The sequence below is a fragment of the Qipengyuania sp. JB2-7 genome (assembly GCF_055693485.1).
The window spans coordinates 2,526,748-2,545,735 of sequence record NZ_CM146335.1 but is presented as its reverse complement, the minus strand read 5'-3'; the positions used below and the strand labels follow the sequence as shown (position 1 = coordinate 2,545,735).

The 18,988-nt window shown below is 58.0% G+C and carries 13 protein-coding genes and 4 pseudogenes; all 17 read left to right on the top strand.

The genetic code is table 11. The features are described from left to right. Positions 1-25 precede the first annotated feature (25 nt). The 17 genes and pseudogenes from ACZ1GM_RS12810 to ftsA all read left to right on the top strand — a co-directional run bounded on the left by ACZ1GM_RS12810 (position 26) and on the right by ftsA (position 18,900). The gene (locus ACZ1GM_RS12810; protein WP_472676795.1) at positions 26-427 is read left to right on the top strand and encodes a hypothetical protein; all 402 of its coding nucleotides are present in this window, start codon (positions 26-28) and stop codon (positions 425-427) included. Between the two features lie 7 nt (positions 428-434). After that, positions 435-1,181 carry a Gldg family protein gene (locus tag ACZ1GM_RS12805; protein WP_472676794.1) on the top strand — a complete coding sequence of 249 codons (747 nt, stop codon included), beginning with the start codon at positions 435-437 and terminating at the stop codon, positions 1,179-1,181. Positions 1,182-1,567: 386 nt separating this feature from the next. Continuing rightward, positions 1,568-2,059, top strand: a complete 492-nt coding sequence (locus tag ACZ1GM_RS12800; RefSeq protein ID WP_472676793.1) for a division/cell wall cluster transcriptional repressor MraZ — start codon at positions 1,568-1,570, stop codon at positions 2,057-2,059. Beyond that, positions 2,056-3,027, top strand: coding sequence for a 16S rRNA (cytosine(1402)-N(4))-methyltransferase RsmH (gene rsmH, locus ACZ1GM_RS12795; protein ID WP_472676792.1), 972 nt, complete (start codon positions 2,056-2,058; stop codon positions 3,025-3,027). Before ACZ1GM_RS12800 ends, rsmH begins: the two co-directional genes overlap by 4 nt. Continuing rightward, a complete protein-coding gene (locus ACZ1GM_RS12790) occupies positions 3,027-3,599 on the top strand; it encodes a hypothetical protein (RefSeq protein WP_472676791.1) in 573 nt (190 codons plus the stop codon). The genes rsmH and ACZ1GM_RS12790 overlap by 1 nt, the downstream gene beginning before the upstream one ends. 30 nt (positions 3,600-3,629) lie before the next feature. Further along, a complete protein-coding gene (locus ACZ1GM_RS12785) occupies positions 3,630-5,330 on the top strand; it encodes a peptidoglycan D,D-transpeptidase FtsI family protein (RefSeq protein ID WP_472676790.1) in 1,701 nt (566 codons plus the stop codon). Next, positions 5,327-6,817 carry a UDP-N-acetylmuramoyl-L-alanyl-D-glutamate--2,6-diaminopimelate ligase gene (locus ACZ1GM_RS12780; protein ID WP_472676789.1) on the top strand — a complete coding sequence of 497 codons (1,491 nt, stop codon included), beginning with the start codon at positions 5,327-5,329 and terminating at the stop codon, positions 6,815-6,817. Before ACZ1GM_RS12785 ends, ACZ1GM_RS12780 begins: the two co-directional genes overlap by 4 nt. Then, positions 6,814-8,294 (top strand): annotated as a pseudogene (locus ACZ1GM_RS12775) (UDP-N-acetylmuramoyl-tripeptide--D-alanyl-D-alanine ligase). Before ACZ1GM_RS12780 ends, ACZ1GM_RS12775 begins: the two are co-directional and overlap by 4 nt. Before the next feature lie 11 nt (positions 8,295-8,305). Further along, entirely contained in the window at positions 8,306-9,376 is a 1,071-nt protein-coding gene (gene mraY, locus ACZ1GM_RS12770) for a phospho-N-acetylmuramoyl-pentapeptide-transferase (RefSeq protein WP_472676788.1), read from the top strand. After that, positions 9,373-10,722 (top strand): UDP-N-acetylmuramoyl-L-alanine--D-glutamate ligase, encoded by a 1,350-nt coding sequence (gene murD / locus ACZ1GM_RS12765; RefSeq protein ID WP_472676787.1) that lies wholly within the window; start codon positions 9,373-9,375, stop codon positions 10,720-10,722. Before mraY ends, murD begins: the two co-directional genes overlap by 4 nt. A gap of 47 nt (positions 10,723-10,769) precedes the next feature. Further along, entirely contained in the window at positions 10,770-12,032 is a 1,263-nt protein-coding gene (locus ACZ1GM_RS12760; RefSeq protein WP_472678572.1) for an FtsW/RodA/SpoVE family cell cycle protein, read from the top strand. Beyond that, positions 12,029-13,317, top strand: a pseudogene (murG, locus tag ACZ1GM_RS12755) (undecaprenyldiphospho-muramoylpentapeptide beta-N-acetylglucosaminyltransferase). The gene ACZ1GM_RS12760 and the pseudogene murG overlap by 4 nt, the downstream one beginning before the upstream one ends. Continuing rightward, positions 13,314-14,755, top strand: a pseudogene (gene murC, locus ACZ1GM_RS12750) (UDP-N-acetylmuramate--L-alanine ligase). Before murG ends, murC begins: the two co-directional pseudogenes overlap by 4 nt. Positions 14,756-14,871: 116 nt before the next feature. Further along, positions 14,872-15,729: a UDP-N-acetylmuramate dehydrogenase gene (murB, locus tag ACZ1GM_RS12745; RefSeq protein ID WP_472678571.1), complete on the top strand. Its 858-nt coding sequence runs from the start codon at positions 14,872-14,874 to the stop codon at positions 15,727-15,729. Continuing rightward, complete coding sequence (locus ACZ1GM_RS12740; protein ID WP_472676786.1) at positions 15,726-16,697, top strand: D-alanine--D-alanine ligase; 972 nt, start codon at positions 15,726-15,728, stop codon at positions 16,695-16,697. The genes murB and ACZ1GM_RS12740 overlap by 4 nt, the downstream gene beginning before the upstream one ends. Beyond that, the gene (locus ACZ1GM_RS12735) at positions 16,690-17,619 is read left to right on the top strand and encodes a cell division protein FtsQ/DivIB (RefSeq protein ID WP_472676785.1); all 930 of its coding nucleotides are present in this window, start codon (positions 16,690-16,692) and stop codon (positions 17,617-17,619) included. Before ACZ1GM_RS12740 ends, ACZ1GM_RS12735 begins: the two co-directional genes overlap by 8 nt. Continuing rightward, positions 17,619-18,900, top strand: a pseudogene (gene ftsA, locus ACZ1GM_RS12730) (cell division protein FtsA). The gene ACZ1GM_RS12735 and the pseudogene ftsA overlap by 1 nt, the downstream one beginning before the upstream one ends. Positions 18,901-18,988 lie beyond the last annotated feature (88 nt).

The following is an 18,988-nucleotide window of genomic DNA, read 5'->3' as shown; positions in this document are numbered from 1 at the left end:
TCTCGGTGATGCTTACTTTGTAGCCATGGCCCTATCCGAAGACGAACGGTTCGTAATCGATCCGCCGCAAGAAGACGTCGCGCCGCTTGGCGGCACGCGCGAGCAGGCCATGCAGCGTCTGCAAATGGGCATTGGCGGCGTTGTGGCCATTGCCTTGCTCGTTGGTCTTGCGAGCCTGATCGAAGGGCGGGCCAAGCTTGCCGATGAAGACGCGGTGCCTGAAGCAATGGCGACGACCGAGCCAGTCGAGGAGCCTACGCGGTCCGATCCTTTGGTCGAGGCTGGGGTCGTACCAGATTTGCCTGCAACGCCAACGCCGACAGCGCAGCCTGACGCGCCGATCCTACCGGAACAGGGTCTCGGTGAGGATGTTCTTGAGGGCCGCGATTTGGCCGAGCCTGAAGGGCCGACTACCAAAGAGCAGTAATCCGCGAATGCAGAAAACACAGATGTTCTGGCCTTTGGTTTGCGCTTCGCTGGTGCTTAGCGCGTGTGACGACGATAAACAGAACCGTGTCGAGACGCCTTCTGAGCGCGTCGAGCTTGGACTGATGACAAGCCTGCCAATCTACTGGCAGGAAACAGAGACTTTTGGTGATCTCATTTCAGGTGAGAGCGAACCACATTGGGTGCGTGCGGCTATCGATGATAGCTTTGATCTGGTCCCATTGGACGCGTTGACGCCGGATGCTTTGTCCGACCTTGATCTGCTATTGCTGGCGCAACCGCGAGGCCTGTCTCCGGAAGAAAATCTGGCTCTGGATCAATGGGTTCGGGCGGGAGGGCGCGTTACGATCTTTGCTGATCCTCTCATCACACAGGAATCCCGCTTCGCACTTGGTGATGCCCGCGGACCGCAGGCTGTGGCTCTCCTGTCACCGATCTTTGCGCGTTGGGGATTGGAGCTGACATTCGATCCTGCTCAGGAGCCTGCGGCTAGACTTGAACCTGCGTTTGAAGATGTCATACCGGTCAATCTCGCAGGGGCTTTCCAGATCAGCGGGAACGGCTTCGAAACGCAATGCGATATTTCTGGCAATGGGTTGGTCGCACGTTGCATTGTTGGAGAGGGGCGAGCGATGTTAATCGCAGATGCCGATATTCTCGACTTCACAGCGCATGATGAGGTTGCTGGTTCTCAGGCGCTCCGATCGCTCTTGGAAAACGCCTTTTCGCGCTAGTCATTGCCGTCGGACGGTCATGCGTTTCAAAGATTGGGGATTTTTGGTGCGAGCGCGACTCTCATGGTGCGAAATTTGGGGATTTCTGGTTTTTTGACACTCCATCTCTCGGAAACTCGACCAAATCGAGGTTTGGTAAACGTTTTTACATGAAATAAAATACATATATAACAATAAGATACAAACAAATCCCCAAAATTCCCTAGATTTTCCTTCCATCCTTCTGATCGGCGCGTTATTTCAGTGCTCCATCAGACAGAGGATTCTGTGCTGCGTATTGCCCTTGGCAATGCGAGCCGTCTGCGCATGCGTGGGCGGGCCAGAGGTGTTGTGTCTGATGTAAGGGGTTGGCGCAGGGGTTTTGGGCGCGGTCGTGTTGGGGAGTTATGGTGGAGTTTGGCGGATATAGTGGACAGGCTTTGTCGCTTGCGAGCGATAAGGGTCGGTATGTCCTGCCGCCGGTATTCCGCAATCCGCTGAAGGAAAGCTCTAGCGACCGCATAGTCTGTCTCAGCAGTCACCCGAACATGCCGTGCCTTGTGGGTTTCGGCCTTTCGCGAAAGAAATCTCTGGCTGAGCAGCTCGACCGCGAGGAAGAGCTGGCCTATCGCGCTGATCGGGAATTTGACCGCGATACACGCGCGTCGCAGCTCTTCGGTTTTGTTGAACGTCCCTTCGATGGCAGTGGCCGATTTGTGATGCCGCCGCACCTGAAGCGCCGCGGACATATTGAAGATCGGCTCTATTTTCAGGGCGGCGGAGCATTCTTCACGATATGGGATCCGGATCAACTGGCGAAGATGGGCTCTGATTGGGATGATGCGAAAGAGGCGTGCGCTGATTTCGTTGCAGAACTTGAAGATGGGGGCAAAAAATGACCTCCGCTTCCACTTCCCCTGTTTCATACTCTGGCGATGCCCCGCACGTTCCGGTTCTGCTCGACGAAGTGATTGCGGCGCTTGACCCGCAGCCTGGCGACGTCATCATCGACGCAACCTTTGGTGCGGGCGGGTATACGCGCGCGCTGTTGGAGCGTGGCGCAAGCGTGCACGCTTTTGACCGTGACCCGGATGCCATTGCGATGGGCCGTAAATGGCCGGAGGCGCGGGAGAATCCTGCTCGCCTGACTCTTCATGCGCGCCGTTTCTCCGAAATGGTTGACGCCATGCGCGATGTCGGCGTTGCTCAGGTGGACGGCGTAGTCATGGATATCGGCGTTTCCTCCATGCAGCTTGATCAGGCAGAGCGTGGCTTTGCTTTTTCGTCCGACGGGCCGCTCGATATGCGAATGAGTCAAGAAGGCGAAAGTGCTGCCGATTTTCTGAATGCCGCAGGCGAAGCGCAGATTGCCGATGTGCTCTATCACTATGGTGAAGAGCGTCAGTCACGCCGTGTTGCGCGGGCGATTGTTGCCGCGCGTCCGTTAACGACTACTGGCGAGCTGGCTCGCGTGGTGCGCAAGGCCCTGGGGTATCGCGCTGGTGCGCCAAAAGATCCTGCGACGCGCAGTTTTCAGGCGATCCGCATTCATGTGAACGGCGAACTGGACGAGCTGACCGAAGGGCTGCGCGCTGCGGAGATTTTGCTCAAGGAAACTGGCCGCTTAGCGGTGGTGAGCTTTCACAGTCTTGAAGACCGTATTGTGAAACGGTTTTTGCGCGACGCATCTGCGACCGCCTCTGGTTCGCGGCACCTGCCGCTGGCCGACGTTTCGGCCCCCATTTTTACGCGAGTCAGCAAAGCCATCCGTCCGGGCGAGACGGAGCTGGCGCGCAATCCGCGCGCACGTTCATCAATCCTGCGGCACGCCACACGCAGCGCAGCACCAGCGAGGGAGGCAGCATAATGGCAAATAACACCCCCATTCCCAATGGTAGCCGCCTGCGACAGATTGGCTGGGCCGCCGTGCTGGGTGTCTGCTTGGCCGTTTTCCTTGCGCTGACATTTCATGTGAACGCTGTGAGAAGCGAAGTGCGTTTGGCCGAGCGGCAGATCATTTCCCTGCAACGGGAAAAGCTGATGCTGGAAACCGAATTCCAGACGCGCGCCAGCCAACGTCAGCTGGCCGCATGGAATGCGGTTGAATTCGGGTATCAGGCACCGCGCGCGAACCAATATCTTGAAGGTCGCCAGGAATTGGCAAGGCTCGGCACACCGCGTGCGCCCGGGTCGCCAGAACCCATTCGCGTGGCCATGGCAGCTGCGCCGATTGAAGAACCCGGCCTGCTGGATCGTTGGGGCGATGTAATCGCGCGGACCGCCAATGCGCGGGAAGTGACCACCCAAGCAGCTGTGGCTGATCAGTCTGTTGAGCTTGCCGGATTTGCCGGAGAACTTGAAGGCGCTGGATCAGAACTGGCGCGTCGATTGACGCGACCCACGACGCCGACAACACGACAAACCGAGGCGCGCCAATGAATGCGGCGGCCGGTTTCGGCGCGATAGGCAATGCGCGCCCGACCGGTACGGGTGCAACTCGCTACGATCCGCGAACGTACATTGTTGCTCGCAAAGATCCGCGTGCTTTGGGTTGTGCTGGGTTTCGCTGTCATCACCATTGTGGCGATGATCCAGATTGCCTTTCTGGGTCTATCTGATCGCGCCATTGCAGCAACTTCTTTGGAAGATGCACTGCTGCCGGATCGAGGAGAAATTACCGATCGTAACGGCGTTCCGCTTGCGCGGGCATTCCCTGCTTATGCCCTTTGGTTCAATCCCAAGGCGATGGGCGATAGCGGTACCCCGCTGGTGAAAAAGCCGGAAACGGTTGCTCGCGAGTTGCAGGCTATTTTCCCCGAGCTGGACTACGCAAAGACGCTGAAGCGTTTGGAGAGCGGAAAGGGTAGCTATCTTCGCCGCCGCGTTTTGCCCGAAGAAGCCAATCAGATTCAGGACATTGGCGAGCTGGCGCTTGAGATGCCGCAGGAGATTGACCGGCACTATCCGCAAGGATCGATGGCCGCGCATGTGCTTGGCTTTGTTGCTGCGGATGGCTCTGGACGTGTCGGCATGGAGGCGGTGCTTAATGACCGTCTGACTGATCCTTCCTTGCGCGGCGAACCTACCGCACTCAGCATTGATATGCGGGTGCAGGGCGCGCTGGAGGATGAGCTGCGCCGCGGCATGAAGCTTGTGAATGCGAAGGGCGCGGCTGGCCTTGTGCTCGATGTCGATACTGGCGAGGTCATGGCGCTTGCATCGCTGCCAGAATTTGATCCGAACAAGATTGATGGGCGCGGTCAGGAACTGATGTTCAATCGCGTCACAAACCAGGTGTATGAACTCGGTTCGACGTTCAAGCCATTGTCAGTCGCTGCCGCCATTGATGCCGGTGTCGTTCGTGATTTCGGTAAGTTATACGATGCGAAACCCGTCAAGGTGGGCAGGTTTTCCATCAAGGACAGTCACTTTATCGGCAATTACCTCAACGTGCCGAGCACCCTTATTCACTCATCCAACACGGTCACCGCACGTATCGCTGACGAGCTTGGGCCCGAACGAATGCGCGAGACGATGATCGATCTGGGCATGAACGAGCGTCCTCATATTGAACTTCCTGCGCGCGGTCATCCAATCTGGCCAAGTGGCAAATGGCCGCGCTTAAGGAATATGACAGTCAGCTATGGTCACGGGATTGCGGTTACACCGCTTCATTTGGCCAGCGCCTATGCCGCCATGGTGAATGGCGGTATTTGGCGTCCGGCGACGATGCACCGGCTGGATCCCGGAGCAGCGCCGAAGGGGCGGCGCGTGTTCAAGGAATCAACCTCTAGCCGGATGCGCCAATTGCTGCGCGCGATCGCCATTTATGGTACAGGCAGGAATGCTGATGCGCCCGGATACCGGGTCGGTGGCAAGACTGGTTCTGCCGAGAAACCGGGGCGCGGTGGCTATCGCCGCACATCGTTGGTTTCGACCTTCGCCGCTGCATTTCCGATGGATCGCCCACGATTTGTAGTGGTTGCGATGCTGGATGAGCCGCGCGGCACAGTGGCCAGCAGCTTTCAGCGGACAGCGTCGTGGAATGCAGCACCTATTGTTGGTCGTCTGGTTCCGCGTATCGGCCCTATGCTGGGCGTGCGCCCGGATGAGAATCGTGATGTCGACATCTCGGATCTGAAACCACTTATTCCTGAGGCCAATCGGTGAAGCTGGCATCCCTTCTGGAGGCAGCACTGATGCCTGTGGTAAAAGCAGCTGCTGTGGCAGATGTGACTGGCTTCGCCATTGACAGTCGCAAGGTTGCGCCGGGCACCGTCTTCGGCGCTTTCCAAGGCACGCAGGTTAACGGCGAAGATTTCATTTCTGCCGCCATTGCTGCTGGCGCAGTGGCCATAGTTGCGCGGCCAGAGGCAACAGTTGAAGGTGCTATTCACATTGCACATGCTGAACCGCGCAGAGCTTTTGCTAAGCTGGCTGCCGCGTTCTTCACGCCGGTCCCGCCGCATATCGTGGCCGTAACCGGTACCAACGGAAAAACATCCACAGCGGAGATGACGCGCCAAATCTGGCGGATGGCGGGCGAGCGCGCAGCCAGTATTGGGACTCTAGGTGTGACGACGCCGGATGAGAGTGTTTCCACCGGGCTGACCACACCGGACATTGTTACCTTCCTAAGCAATGTCAGCGGTTTAGCGCGTGAGGGTGTTACACATATTGCGTACGAGGCGTCGAGCCATGGATTGGCGCAACATCGCAATGAGGGTGTCGCGGTTGAGGCTGTGGCCTTCACCAATTTGAGCCGCGATCACTTAGATTATCATGCGAATATGGAGGAATATTTCCTCGCCAAGATGCGGCTGCTTGACGAAGTGGCGAGCGAGAATGCTACAGCTGTTATCTGGACTGGCGCGACCGAGAGCGAGTGGTCGCGCCGAGCCATCGAACACGCGGAAAAACGACCATTGCGCGTGTTCACCGTGGGCGAGCGGGGCGAAGGCATTCGTCTCGCCGCCCATACGCCGACCCAATTGGGGCAAAAGATCCAGATTGTTCATGATGGGCAGGAGCGCGCCATAGAGCTGCCGCTGATCGGGGCGTATCAAGTCGCCAATGCACTGACCGCCGCAGGACTCGCCTTAGCGACTGGAACTGAGCGTGACCGTGTGTGGGACGCGGTCGCTCGGCTTCAGCCGGTGCGCGGGCGGTTAGAGCGGGCGGTGATCGCACCCAGCGGCGCGCCTGTTTATGTCGACTATGCGCATACGCCAGACGCGCTTGCCGCAGTCATCGCCGCTTTGCGCCCGCACGTCTCAGAAGATGCGGAAGGCCGTTTGATAACGGTGCTTGGCGCCGGGGGTGATCGCGATCATGGCAAACGCGCGGAAATGGGCCACGCAGCAGCGCAAGGTTCGAACATTGTCATCGTGACGGACGACAATCCGCGGAGCGAAGATCCAGAGGCGATCCGCAGGCATATCCTGACCGGTGCGGGGGATGATGCGCGTGAAGTCGGTGATCGCCGTGCTGCGATCCTTGATGCGATCAAGCTGTCGAAAGCGGGCGACATCGTGTTGATTGCGGGCAAAGGACATGAGCAAGGGCAAATCATTGGTGCTGGGGATGACATGCGAATTCTTCCATTTGATGATGTAGAAGTGGCGCGTGAATGCGCCGCAGAATGCGTTGGCGAATGACGCTCGCCGCTCTCCGCCATCCCGCACTGAGAAGCTGGCCAGTTCAGCTCAGCGATCATACTCCGCTGGCGCTATGGAGTGCATCCGAAATCGCTGGCGCTACCGGCGGCAAGGCCAGCGGCGATTTTCTGCTTTCTGGCGTCGAGATGGACTCGCGCGATGTGCGCTTCGGCGATTTGTTTGTCGCGCTGAAGGGCGAAGCGATGGATGGTCATCGCTTCATTGATGCGGCGTTCGCAAAAGGCGCAAGTGCTGCGCTCGTCGATCGGCCCGTTCCCTATCCGCATGTGCTTGTCGACGATACGGCTGCAGCGCTCGAAGCGCTAGCGGCTGCGGCGCGCGCTCGCACTGACGCGCAAATTATCGGAGTAACTGGTTCAGTTGGCAAGACTGGGGTAAAAGAGGCGATCTTTGCGGCCTTGGAGCGATCGAGCAGAGGCAAGGCGCATCGCTCTGTGCGGAGTTACAACAATCACGTTGGCGTTCCGCTGAGTCTGGCGCGGTGTCCGGCGCGAAGTGAATTCGGCGTCTTCGAGATGGGTATGAACCATGCCGGAGAGATCGACGTACTTACGCGCCAGGTTCGCCCAAATGTCGCCGTGATCACGACAATCGCGCCTGCGCACATCGAAAATCTTGGCTCGGAAGAAGCCATTGCCGATGCCAAGGCGGAGATATTTGTTGGGTTGCAAGAGGGCGGCACCGCCGTCATTCCAGCCGATAGCCCTCATTATGATAGGCTACGCAAACATGCTGAGCAGGCAGGGGCGAAGATTGTCTCGTTCGGCGCTGCCAGGTATGCTGATGTGCGTTTGCTGGATGCTATCCCACGCGAACATGGGGGGCGCTGGTCACCTGTGAATACGGATCAGGTGACGCGAAAGGGCGCATGTGCTTCACGGTTGCTGAGCCAGGCGAGCATTGGGTTATGAATGCTCTGTGCGTCATCGCGGCGGTAGGTGCTGCTGGTGGTGATCTCGGCTCTGCTGGATTGGCGCTTGCTGAAATGGGTGGGCTGAAAGGCCGAGGTGCGCGTCATCAGATTGCGGCGCCGGGCGGCAAGGCATTGCTCATTGATGAGAGCTATAACGCGAACCCTGCAAGCATGCGCGCGACCTTGGCACAGCTTGGATCGACGCCCGCCAGCCGCCGTATCGCTGTGCTCGGGACAATGGGTGAGCTTGGAGACATGGCGAAAGCGTTTCACGTCCAGCTTACTGAACCCTTGAAAGACGCGAATGTCGAACATGCCATATTGGTGGGCGAGGGCATGGATGCACTAGCCCGCGAGCTGGGGAAAGGGATGGTACCATCGCTTGGCATTCCACCTAGCTATGCGCATTGCGATAACGCTGAACAGGCTATTGTTTTGCTCGAAGAGTTCGGTCTGGTGGCGGGCGATGTGATCTTATTGAAGGGATCAAATTTTATGGGGCTAGGCAAGCTGGTCGATCATCTAACGCGCCAGGAAGGTTAAACGGACACGAGATGCTTTACCTCTTGGCCGAATGGCTACAATTCGAAGGTCTATTTAATCTGGTCCGCTATCAGACAGCGCGGGCTGGTGCGACCCTGCTTACTGCGCTGTTCATAGGCCTTGTGATCGGGCCGCGCATGATTGATATGCTGCGTGTGCGGCAGGGCAAGGGGCAGCCAATCCGCGAGGATGGGCCCGAAAGCCACCTTGCCAAGCGTGGAACACCGACCATGGGCGGGTTGCTGATTTTGGTCAGCTTGTCGCTGTCGCTGTTGCTTTGGATGGATTTGCGCAATCCCTTTGTATGGGCGTGTCTCGCGGTGACGGCGGGCTTTGGTCTGATCGGTTTCCTCGACGATTATGACAAGGTGTCCAAGGCCAGCCATGCAGGCGTTTCGGGCAAAGTGCGTTTGTTCGCCGAATTCATCGTTGCAGGGATCGCCGCATGGATCATTGTCGGCCAAGTCAGCACCAATCTCTACGTGCCCTTCGTCAGCGATGTGTCGATCCCTCTGGGGCCGTTCTATTATCTGTTCGCAGCCACGATCATCGTCGGATTTGGCAATGCCGTGAACCTCACCGACGGCCTCGATGGGCTGGCCATCATGCCAGTGATCATTGCTGCGGGGACGTTTGCGCTGATCTGCTACCTCGTGGGCCGCGTCGACTATTCCGAATATCTCGGCATCCCGCACGTCGAAGGGGCGGGTGAACTAGCCATCTTCTGCGCGGCGATCATGGGGGGCGGACTTGCTTTCCTATGGTTTAACGCGCCACCAGCGGCGGTGTTTATGGGCGACACGGGTAGTCTTGCGTTAGGCGGCGCGCTCGGCGCAATTGCCGTGGCGAGCCATCACGAGATTGTGCTGCTGATCGTTGGCGGGCTGTTTGTGGTCGAAACCGCGAGTGTCATCATTCAGGTGTTCTGGTTCAAGCGAACGGGCAAGCGGATTTTCCGCATGGCGCCGATCCATCACCATTTTGAACAATTGGGCTGGAGCGAGAGCAAGGTCGTGATCCGCTTCTGGATCATCGCGATTGTCCTCGCGCTATTGGGGCTGGCGACACTGAAACTCAGATGATTACGTCCCGCTCCTGGTCTGGAAAGAAATACGCCATTCTTGGCCTTGCGCGTTCGGGCAAGGCGACGGCAGAGGCGCTGCTCGCGAGCGGCGCCGAATTGCTGGTGTGGGATGACAAGCCGGAGCTGCGCGAGCCATTTGCGGGCCGCGCCGTGATCGCCGACCCGTTGGAGGTAGACCTGACCGGCTATGCTGGCGTCTTGGTGTCACCCGGCGTGCCGCTCAATACGCATCCGATAAAGCCGCATGCGGACGGCTTCGGTGTGCCTGTGATTGGCGATATTGAGCTGTTCGCCCAGGCACGCAGCGAACTACCGCCACACAAGGTGGTTGGTATCACCGGCACCAATGGCAAATCAACTACGACTGCGCTGACGCATCACATTCTGAAAACCGCTGGCGTGCCGACGACGATGGGCGGCAATATTGGCCTGCCGATATTGGGGCAGGATCCTTTGCCGGAAGGCGGGGTCTATGTCCTGGAACTGTCGAGTTATCAGATTGACCTGACCTTTAGCCTCGATTGCGACGTCGCGGTTTTGCTGAATATTACACCGGATCATCTGGATCGCTATGATGGCGATTTTGAGAAGTACGCAGCGGCGAAAGCGCGGTTGTTTGAGATGCAGTCGGCACAGCATACCGCTGTAGCACGTGCCCAGAATTGGTTTTTTGATCAGAAGATTGGAAGGCGAGCGGGTGGCGGCTATCTCGAAGTATCGGACGATATCTTTTTCCAAAGTCAAGATTTACCCAATTCGATTGGGATGACTGAGCAGCATCGTTGGACAAGTCTTCAAGGTCTACACAATCTACAGAACGTTGAGTCTGCCATGTCTGCATCGCTCGCGCTCGATCTTTCTGCTGATCAGATCCGCGAAGGTCTCCAAACATTCCCCGGCCTCCCGCACCGGATGGAGCGGATCGGCGAGATTGACGGTGTCGCCTATGTCAACGACAGCAAAGGCACGAACACCGCCGCGTCTGCGCCGGCTCTTGCCGCTTTTGACAATGTCCACTGGATACTTGGCGGGCTGGCGAAAGAACCGGGGCCCCATGAATCATTTTTGGGCGAATGCGAAGCTGAGTTAAGCCACGTCAAAGCAGCCTACACCATCGGTAAATCCGGACCGGACTTTGCAGCGCTGCTAGAGGGGCGTGTCCCTGTCGAGCAGTGCGGCACGCTTGATCGCGCGGTCAAAAGTGCATCCAACGCGGCAACACAAGGCGACACAGTCCTTCTCTCGCCTGCTTGCGCCAGCTTTGACCAGTTTCGCGACTTCGAGGAGCGCGGCGACGCATTCCGCGACGCTGTAAACCGTCTCAAGGAAGGACGCGCAGCATGAGCGGGCATCTTTTCCGCGGCAATCGCAGCCCAGCTGTGCGCACTCCCATGCCGCGGCCATACGTGCCGCGCTCTGCGAAACGGGGCGACAATCAGCATCCAGGTCTCAATCGCTGGTCACAGATCAAAATCTGGTGGCGCGAGGTGGACCGCGTGCTGATTGGGCTGATCCTAAGCATGATGGCCTTTGGGGCGATTGCCGTTGCCACCGGTTCCGCCGCAAGCGCGCGGCGCCTGTCAACGAGTACCGAAACGCTCCCTGATCTCTATTTCTTCTATCGTCATATGGTGTGGCAAGCGTTGGGTATTGCCGTGATGCTCGCCGTTTCCATGCTCAACCGTGAGAATGCGCGTAGGCTTGGTCTCATCCTCACGGTCGGTATGACAGGTGCGATGTTTCTGGTCCCGATCATTGGCACTGAGGTAAATGGCGCGCGGCGCTGGCTCGAAATCGGAATGCGGTTTCAGCCGTCTGAATTTCTGAAGCCGGGCTTTGCAATCTTTGTTGCATGGATACTGTCCTGGCGATTGCGTGATCCCAATCTGCCTGTGGTGTCGCTCACCGCGATTAGTCTGGGCATTGTCGCGATCCTGCTGATGATGCAGCCTAACCTTGGCGGCACGATCCTGTTCGGCGGCGTCTGGTTTGTGTTGATCCTGCTGTCGGGCGTGCCGGTTCAGCGTCTCTCAATACTGGTCGGTGCAGGCATGGCCGGACTGACGGCAACCTATTTCCTGTATGATAATGCGCGCCACCGGATCGATGCGTTTCTGGGCGGCGGCACGGCGTTTGATCAGGTTGATCTGGCCGAACGCACATTGCTTGCCGGTGGATGGACAGGCAGCGGCTATGGCCTTGGCATTCGAAAGATGAACCTGCCAGAGGCTCATACGGATTACATCTTCTCCGTGATTGGGGAGGAATTTGGCCTGATTATATGCGGACTGGTCGTGATCGCGTATCTTGCGATTGTGGGTAGGGTTTTGATGCGGTTGATTGACGAGGAAAATCTGTTTGCAGTGCTGGCTGGCTCTGGCCTCGCTGCGCTGTTTGGCGGTCAGGCCTTCATCAACATTTTGGTCAATTTGCAACTGTTCCCATCGAAGGGCATGACCTTGCCACTGGTCAGCTATGGTGGCTCATCAACTATCGCAATTTGCTTGACGCTGGGCCTGCTGCTGGCGATCACAAAGCGCAATCCATATCTTAAACGTGATACGCGCGGGCTGAGGGATTTGATCGCTTGGCCTATGTCGGAAACCGACAAGTTCGGTGGAGTTGTTGCTGCGCCGAGGCACAAGCGCACATGACCGGGTCAAGCCGCCATTATGTGCTCGCGGCGGGCGGGACGGGTGGGCACTTGTTGCCCGCCTTTGCTTTGGCGAGCGAGTTGGAGCGGCGTGGACATCATATCGCGTTGATCACGGATGAGCGCGGCGAGGCTATTCCAGGTCGCCCAGATTTCCTGACGACGCATGTGCTGCCCGCCGGGCGCCTTGGCGGAAAAATCCCCTGAAATGGATCGGCGGAGTGCGCGCCATTTGGCAGGGGCGACAAATGGCGCTGCGCCTGTTCGATAGCTTTCAGCCAAGCGCCGTGGTCGGTTTTGGAGGGTATCCGGCGTTTCCGGCACTCGCGGCCTCAACCTCGGCAAAAATCCCCAGCGTTGTGCATGAACAGAATGCGGTCCTTGGCCGAGTTAACCGCTTGCTCGCGCGGCGGGTTCAGGCAATTGCCACAGCATATCCGGATATTGAACGGCTCAAGCCCAAATACGCAGGCAAGGTCGAACTGGTCGGCAACCCTGTGCGTGCAGAAGTGCTGGCCTTGCGCGACGAGGATTTCCCTCCGCTTGGTGAAGATGGATTGTTCCGCGTTCTGGTAACCGGCGGTAGTCAGGGGGCGACCATACTGTCAGAGGTTGTGCCGGACGCTTTGTCGATGTTGCCACCTGCTTTGCGTCAGCGTTTGCAGGTCACGCAGCAATGCAGGGAAGCGGACTTAGAGAAGGTCCGCGAGCGCTATCGCAATCACGATATTCCCGCAGAGCTTGGGACTTACTTCCAGGATATGCATCACCGCTTGGCCGACGCACATCTGTTTATTGGTCGCGCTGGCGCTTCGACCATTGCGGAGCTGACCGCAGTTGGCCGTCCCGCAATCCTGATCCCTCTGCCGATTGCCACCGATGACCATCAGGCCGCGAATACGCGCGAGATGGCGGCGGCTGGCGGTGCGCGCATGATCCGCCAGCCTCCCAGCACTGTCGCCGATTTGTCGGACAAGGGCGAAGAAGCCAACAGCCAGCGGATGAAGCAATCGGCTGATTTCCAGAAGCTCGCCAAGGAGATCTCGCTGCAGATTAAGGCGCTGGCAGACAAACCCGATGGGCTGGCCCGTGCGGCTCATGCGGCGTGGAATTGCGGACGTCCTGACGCTGTGAAAGATCTGGCTGATCTGGTGGAGAGTTTCGGTGGCGCGGATATGATGGATGTGATCCGTGTGGGGTCAGGCGATGCCAAGTTGAGCGTGCAAAGCGTGGCCAAAGGGCAAGGCGCTACGCGCGAGCCAGCCGCGCGGGATCAGATGTCATGAAGGGTGTCGCAACCGATATCGGGACGATCCACTTTGTTGGTATTGGCGGGATCGGCATGTCCGGCATTGCCGAGGTCATGCACAATCTCGGCTATAGTGTGCAGGGCAGCGATCTGTCGGCGAGCGCAAGCGTGGAGCGATTGCGCGCGCGCGGTATTGATGTGGCGATCGGGCATGCGGTACCGAGAATGTAGATGGCGTTTCCGTGGTGGTGACCTCAACTGCTGTACGCAGAACCAACCCCGAAGTTGCAGCCGCGCTGGAAAGCCGCATTCCCGTCGTTCGTCGCGCTGAGATGCTGGCCGAGCTGATGCGGCTCAAATCGACCATCGCGGTCGCGGGGACGCATGGGAAAACGACGACTACCAGTATGGTCGCGGCGCTGCTTGATGTGGGCGGTATCGATCCGACCGTCATCAATGGCGGTATCATTGAGCAATACGGTTCCAATGCGCGGCTGGGTGACAGCGATTGGATGGTGGTCGAGGCTGATGAGAGCGATGGCAGCTTCCTGAGGCTTGATGGCACGATTGCCGTGGTCACCAATATCGATCCCGAGCATCTCGATCATTATGGCGACTTTGACGGCGTCAAACGCGCCTTTGTTGAGTTCATTCACAACGTACCGTTCTATGGTGCAGCGATTTTGTGCATTGATCACCCCGAAGTGCAAGCTGTCATCGGCAAGGTTCGTGACCGGCGCGTGCTGACTTATGGCTTCTCGCTACAGGCGGACATTTGCGGAGTGAACATTCGTCCGCATGATGCGGGCAATCGCTTTGATGTGATCGTGAGGCAGCGGGATGCAGAGGATCGCCGGATCGAGAATGTCGATCTGCCCATGCCCGGACGACACAATGTTCAGAACGCGCTGGCGGCCATAGCTGTGGCGATTGAAATGGGCTGTTCTGATGAGGTTATCCAAAGCGGCTTTGGCAGCTTTAGCGGAGTTCGCCGACGCTTTACCAAAGTGGGCCACGTTGCGCGCGCTGGTGGCACAGCGACAATAATCGATGACTATGCCCATCACCCGGTGGAAATCAGCGCAGTTCTGGGCGCGGCGCGCGAGACAGTGACGGCTGGAGTGGGCGATGGACGCGTGATCGCGGTAATGCAACCGCATCGGTATACGCGCCTCAGTGATCTGATGGAAGACTTTCAGAATTGCTTTAACGATGCTGATCGCGTCTTGGTGACACCCGTGTACGAAGCAGGTGAAGACCCGATTGAGGGCGTGGATTCTGCAGCTTTGGTCGCTGGCCTCAAATCGCGCGGTCATCGTGATGCGTCGCAGGTCGCTGATATAGATGCGCTGGCTGCTGACCTTTCTCAGGACCTGCAACCGGGCGACTATGTCGTCTGCCTAGGCGCGGGCGACATTACCAAATGGGCAGCGGATTTGGCAGACGCGATCCGCGCGGAAGGCGGTGCGGCATGACCCGCCACGCGCCCGCCCAATCCGACTGGCCACAATACGATACAGGCATGGCACCTGACTGCGAAGTTGAGGGCGGCCTTGATGGGTTCATCCCGATTGAAAATATTCGCGGCAAAATGACGCAGAAAGCGCCGCTGGCTAAGTTGGTCTGGTTCAAGACCGGTGGCGCGGCGGATTGGCTGTTTGAGCCTGCAGATCGGGACGACTTGGTTCAGTTTCTCGATGGGCTGGAGGGCAAGGTCCCCGTTATGGCGCTGGGTCTGGGGTCCAACATGATCGTTCGCGACGGCGGCGTGCCGGGCATCGTGATCCGGCTGGGCAAGCCGTTTGCCAAGGTGGAAATCACCGGAGAGAACATTCTCACTTGCGGCGGCGGGGCAAGCGGTATTCTGGTTTCTAGCACTGCGCGAGACGCTGGCATTGCGGGGCTGGAATTTCTCCGTGGTATCCCCGGTACCGTTGGTGGTTTTGTGCGCATGAATGGCGGGGCCTATGGCCGCGAAGTTGCTGACATTCTGATCGATTGCGATGTGATCTTGCCTGATGGTGAACTGGCGACACTTCCTGCGGCTGATCTGCGGTACACCTATCGCCATTCCGCTTTGCCTGACGGTGCCGTTGTCGTCTCGGCGCGCTTTCAGGGCACGTCAGGTGACCCGGTGGATATCGGTGCTGAGATGGACCAGATTGCGCAGGCGCGTGAAGACTCTCAGCCACTGCGGACCAAAACTGGCGGTTCAACCTTCAAGAATCCTGAAGGCCACAAGGCTTGGCAATTGGTCGATGCGGCGGGTTGCCGTGGCCTCGCTATCGGCGGCGCGCAGGTGAGCGAGAAGCACACCAATTTTCTGATCAATACCGGCGATGCAACCAGCGCAGATATCGAGGCACTGGGCGAAGAAGTGCGCCGGCGTGTTTACGAGAGTTCTGGCGTCGAGCTGGAATGGGAAATCCAGCGGGTGGGGCGACCATGAGCGGTTTGCCCAAAACACACGTCGCGGTCCTGATGGGCGGCTGGGCGAATGAACGGGAAGTCTCGCTGATGTCCGGCAATGGCGTCGCTGATGCTTTGGAGGAGCGCGGGCACCAAGTTACCCGGATCGATATGGGCCGGGATGTGGCCGCACGCATTGCCGAGGCAAAACCTGATGTGGTGTTCAACGCATTGCACGGCGTTCCCGGCGAAGATGGCACTGTGCAGGGCATGCTCGATCTCATGGGTGCGCCCTATACGCATTCAGGTCTCGCAACCTCGGTTATTGCGATCGATAAACAACTGACCAAACAGGCGCTCATTCCGCATGGTGTCCCTATGCCCGGTGGACGCATCGTTCATAGCGAAGATCTGTATGATGCCGATCCATTGCCGCGCCCCTATGTCTTAAAACCGGTCAATGAAGGTTCGTCAGTCGGCGTCGCAATTGTCACTCATGAAAGCAATTACGGCAATCCGATTGCCCGTGATGTGGCGGGACCATGGCAGAAGTTTCCCGAACTTCTCGCCGAACCTTTTATCAAGGGGCGTGAGTTGACCACTGCAGTGATTGACGGGCCAGACGGTCCACGCGCTCTTGCAGTCACAGAGCTGATCGTAAAATCAGGTTTCTACGATTACGAAAACAAATATACCGACGGCAAAACTGAGCATATTTGTCCTGCTATTATCCCTGAACACATCGAACGGATGTGCCTCGATATCGCCTTGAAGGCGCATCAGGTTCTTGGTTGCCGGGGGACCAGTCGCACCGATTTTCGTTGGGATGAAGAGCAGGACGAGGCGGGTTTATTTGTGCTCGAAACCAATACACAGCCGGGTATGACGCCGTTCAGCCTCGTACCGGAACAAGCGCGTTATGCTGGCATGGAATATGGCGAGCTGGTTGAAGCAATCATCATCGCAGCATTGAATGACGCCAAAAAGGGGGCGGATACTCATGGCTAAGGTCAAACGCGCAGCAAAGGGCGTGCGCCGCTCGGCTGCGGCGCGGGGCCGCAGTCAGAAGGCGCGCAATGCAAAGAAAAAGTCCGTTGGCTTCATCGATCACGTCTTGGCGATGCTGCCATTCACTGACGAACAACTGCACAAATTTTTCCTGTTTGTGATTATTGCAAGCGTGCTTGCTGCTGCATGGTTTGTTGCAAGCCTCGCCGGCTTGCCCGCCATGGCGCAGACGCGCATGGCCTATGCTGCCGCAGATGCCGGGTTTGAAGTTCGCCGCGTGAAGGTCAATGGCGTAGAGCGCATGAACGAGCTGAAGGTTTACGAGCGCGCGCTTTCGGAACGCGATCGCCCGATGGCGCTGGTTGATCTGGAGGCGCTGCGCGAACGCATGCTGGAACTCAGCTGGGTCAAGGATGCGCGCGTCTCGCGGCAGCTGCCCGATACGCTCATAATTGATATTATTGAGCGTGAAGAGCACGCGGTTTTGCGCAAGCCCAACAGGTTGATGCTGATTGATCCGCAAGGATATGAGCTCGAACCGATTTCAGAGGTAAATGCCGAAGGTAAACTGTTGATCGCTGGGCCGGGCGCCAAAAGCCAGGTTGAGGCGCTTGACCATTTGCTCGACGCCGCGCCTGCGTTGAAACCGCAAGTGGCGCAGGCCGAATGGGTGGGTAATCGTCGCTGGAACCTCACTTTCAAGACCGGGCAAATGCTGGCGCTTCCACAAGGTGAAAAAACGTCGGCTGGTGCACTCGTCGCATTCGCCAGAATGGACGGGCACTATCGCTTGCTTGGAGGAAAAGCGTTAGCCATTGATCTGCGCGTTCCTGAACAGGCATACTTTCGATGCAAAGGCGGGCCATGCCAGTTAAGCGATCTTGGCCGCAGCAATGCAAATCGACAGGGAGCGAACAACTGATGGCGGGGCCACGGATCATCCGCGCATTCGGTGCAGTCAATGTCGGCTCTTTCCGCGTCTCGGCCATGATTATGGGCGAGGACGAAAACGGACAGATGCAGGTGCTCGGGTCCACGCACCGCAAAGCGGAAGGGGTGAAGCGCGGCTATATCACTGAAATGTCCGCCGCCAGCTATGCCATTCGGCAAGCTGTCGAAAAGGCAGAGTCCAACGCCAACACCAGCATTTCGAGTGTGTGGATTGGCTGTGCTGGCGCGGGCCTGTCTAGCCGCACGGCCAGTGTCGAAACCGCAATCGGCGGACGCCGTATCGAAGAGGATGATATCGAGCATCTGTTGTTTGCGGCGCGAGATCATATTCAGCCAGATGGCCGCACAGTTCTGCATGCTCAGCCAGCGCATTATACGCTCGATGGCGCACATGGCATTGCCAATCCAAAAGGACTTCATGCCGAAACGCTGGGTGTTGATATTCACGTAACGCTGGCCGAGAGCGCGCCGGTCAAGAACCTGATTGAGGCGGTCCAATCGGCGCATCTTGATGTCGAAGCGGTCGTCGCTTCTCCCCTTGCCAGTGCATATGCGTGTCTGACGCGTGAGCAGCGCGATTTGGGTGTGGCGTTGATTGAGATCGGTGCGCAAGTGACAAATGTCTCGGTCCACGCAGGCGGCATGCTGCTGGGGCTGCGCTCAATCGCGGTCGGATCTAACGATATCACGGATGCCCTTGCGTCGAGTTTCGGCATTCGGCGTGATCAGGCGGAGAGGCTAAAATGCGTGTCGGGATCGGCAATTGCAACGCCGACCGATCACCGCGAAATGATTCCCGTTAACGGCCCAGACGAACCGCATGATGGTCCATTGGCGCGCGGTGCGGATGAACATAACCGCATACCGCGCGCAGAGCTGGTCGCCGTTGTTACACAGCAGCTTGCTCACATGACCGATGAAATTGGCAGGGCCCTGAAGGAGATGGGTTTTGCTGGTGCAAATGGCGGTCAAATGGTTCTGTGCGGCGGAGGCGCTGAGCTGCATGGTGCGGTACGAATTTATGCAGCGTGCTTTGGCCATGCCAGTTCGGGTCGGCAAACCGCCGAACCTGCCAGGGCTGCCCAGCGCCCATTCGACGCCCGGTTTTGCAACTCTGGCAGGCCTGTGTTTGTATGCAGCCGATGATCCAATCGACATTCGATCGGTTGGTCCCAGCTATCAACCAACCCGGCGTTACTCAGGTTTAGGCCTGGTAAATCGTGTTTTTCAAGCAGCTAAAGAGTATTTCTAGCATGGTGATGGGTTCGCTAAGCCTTTGTGGAAAAGACACTCCGCACCCTGCTTCAACGATTCGCTTTGTGTCAAACTGTGCTAAGGCT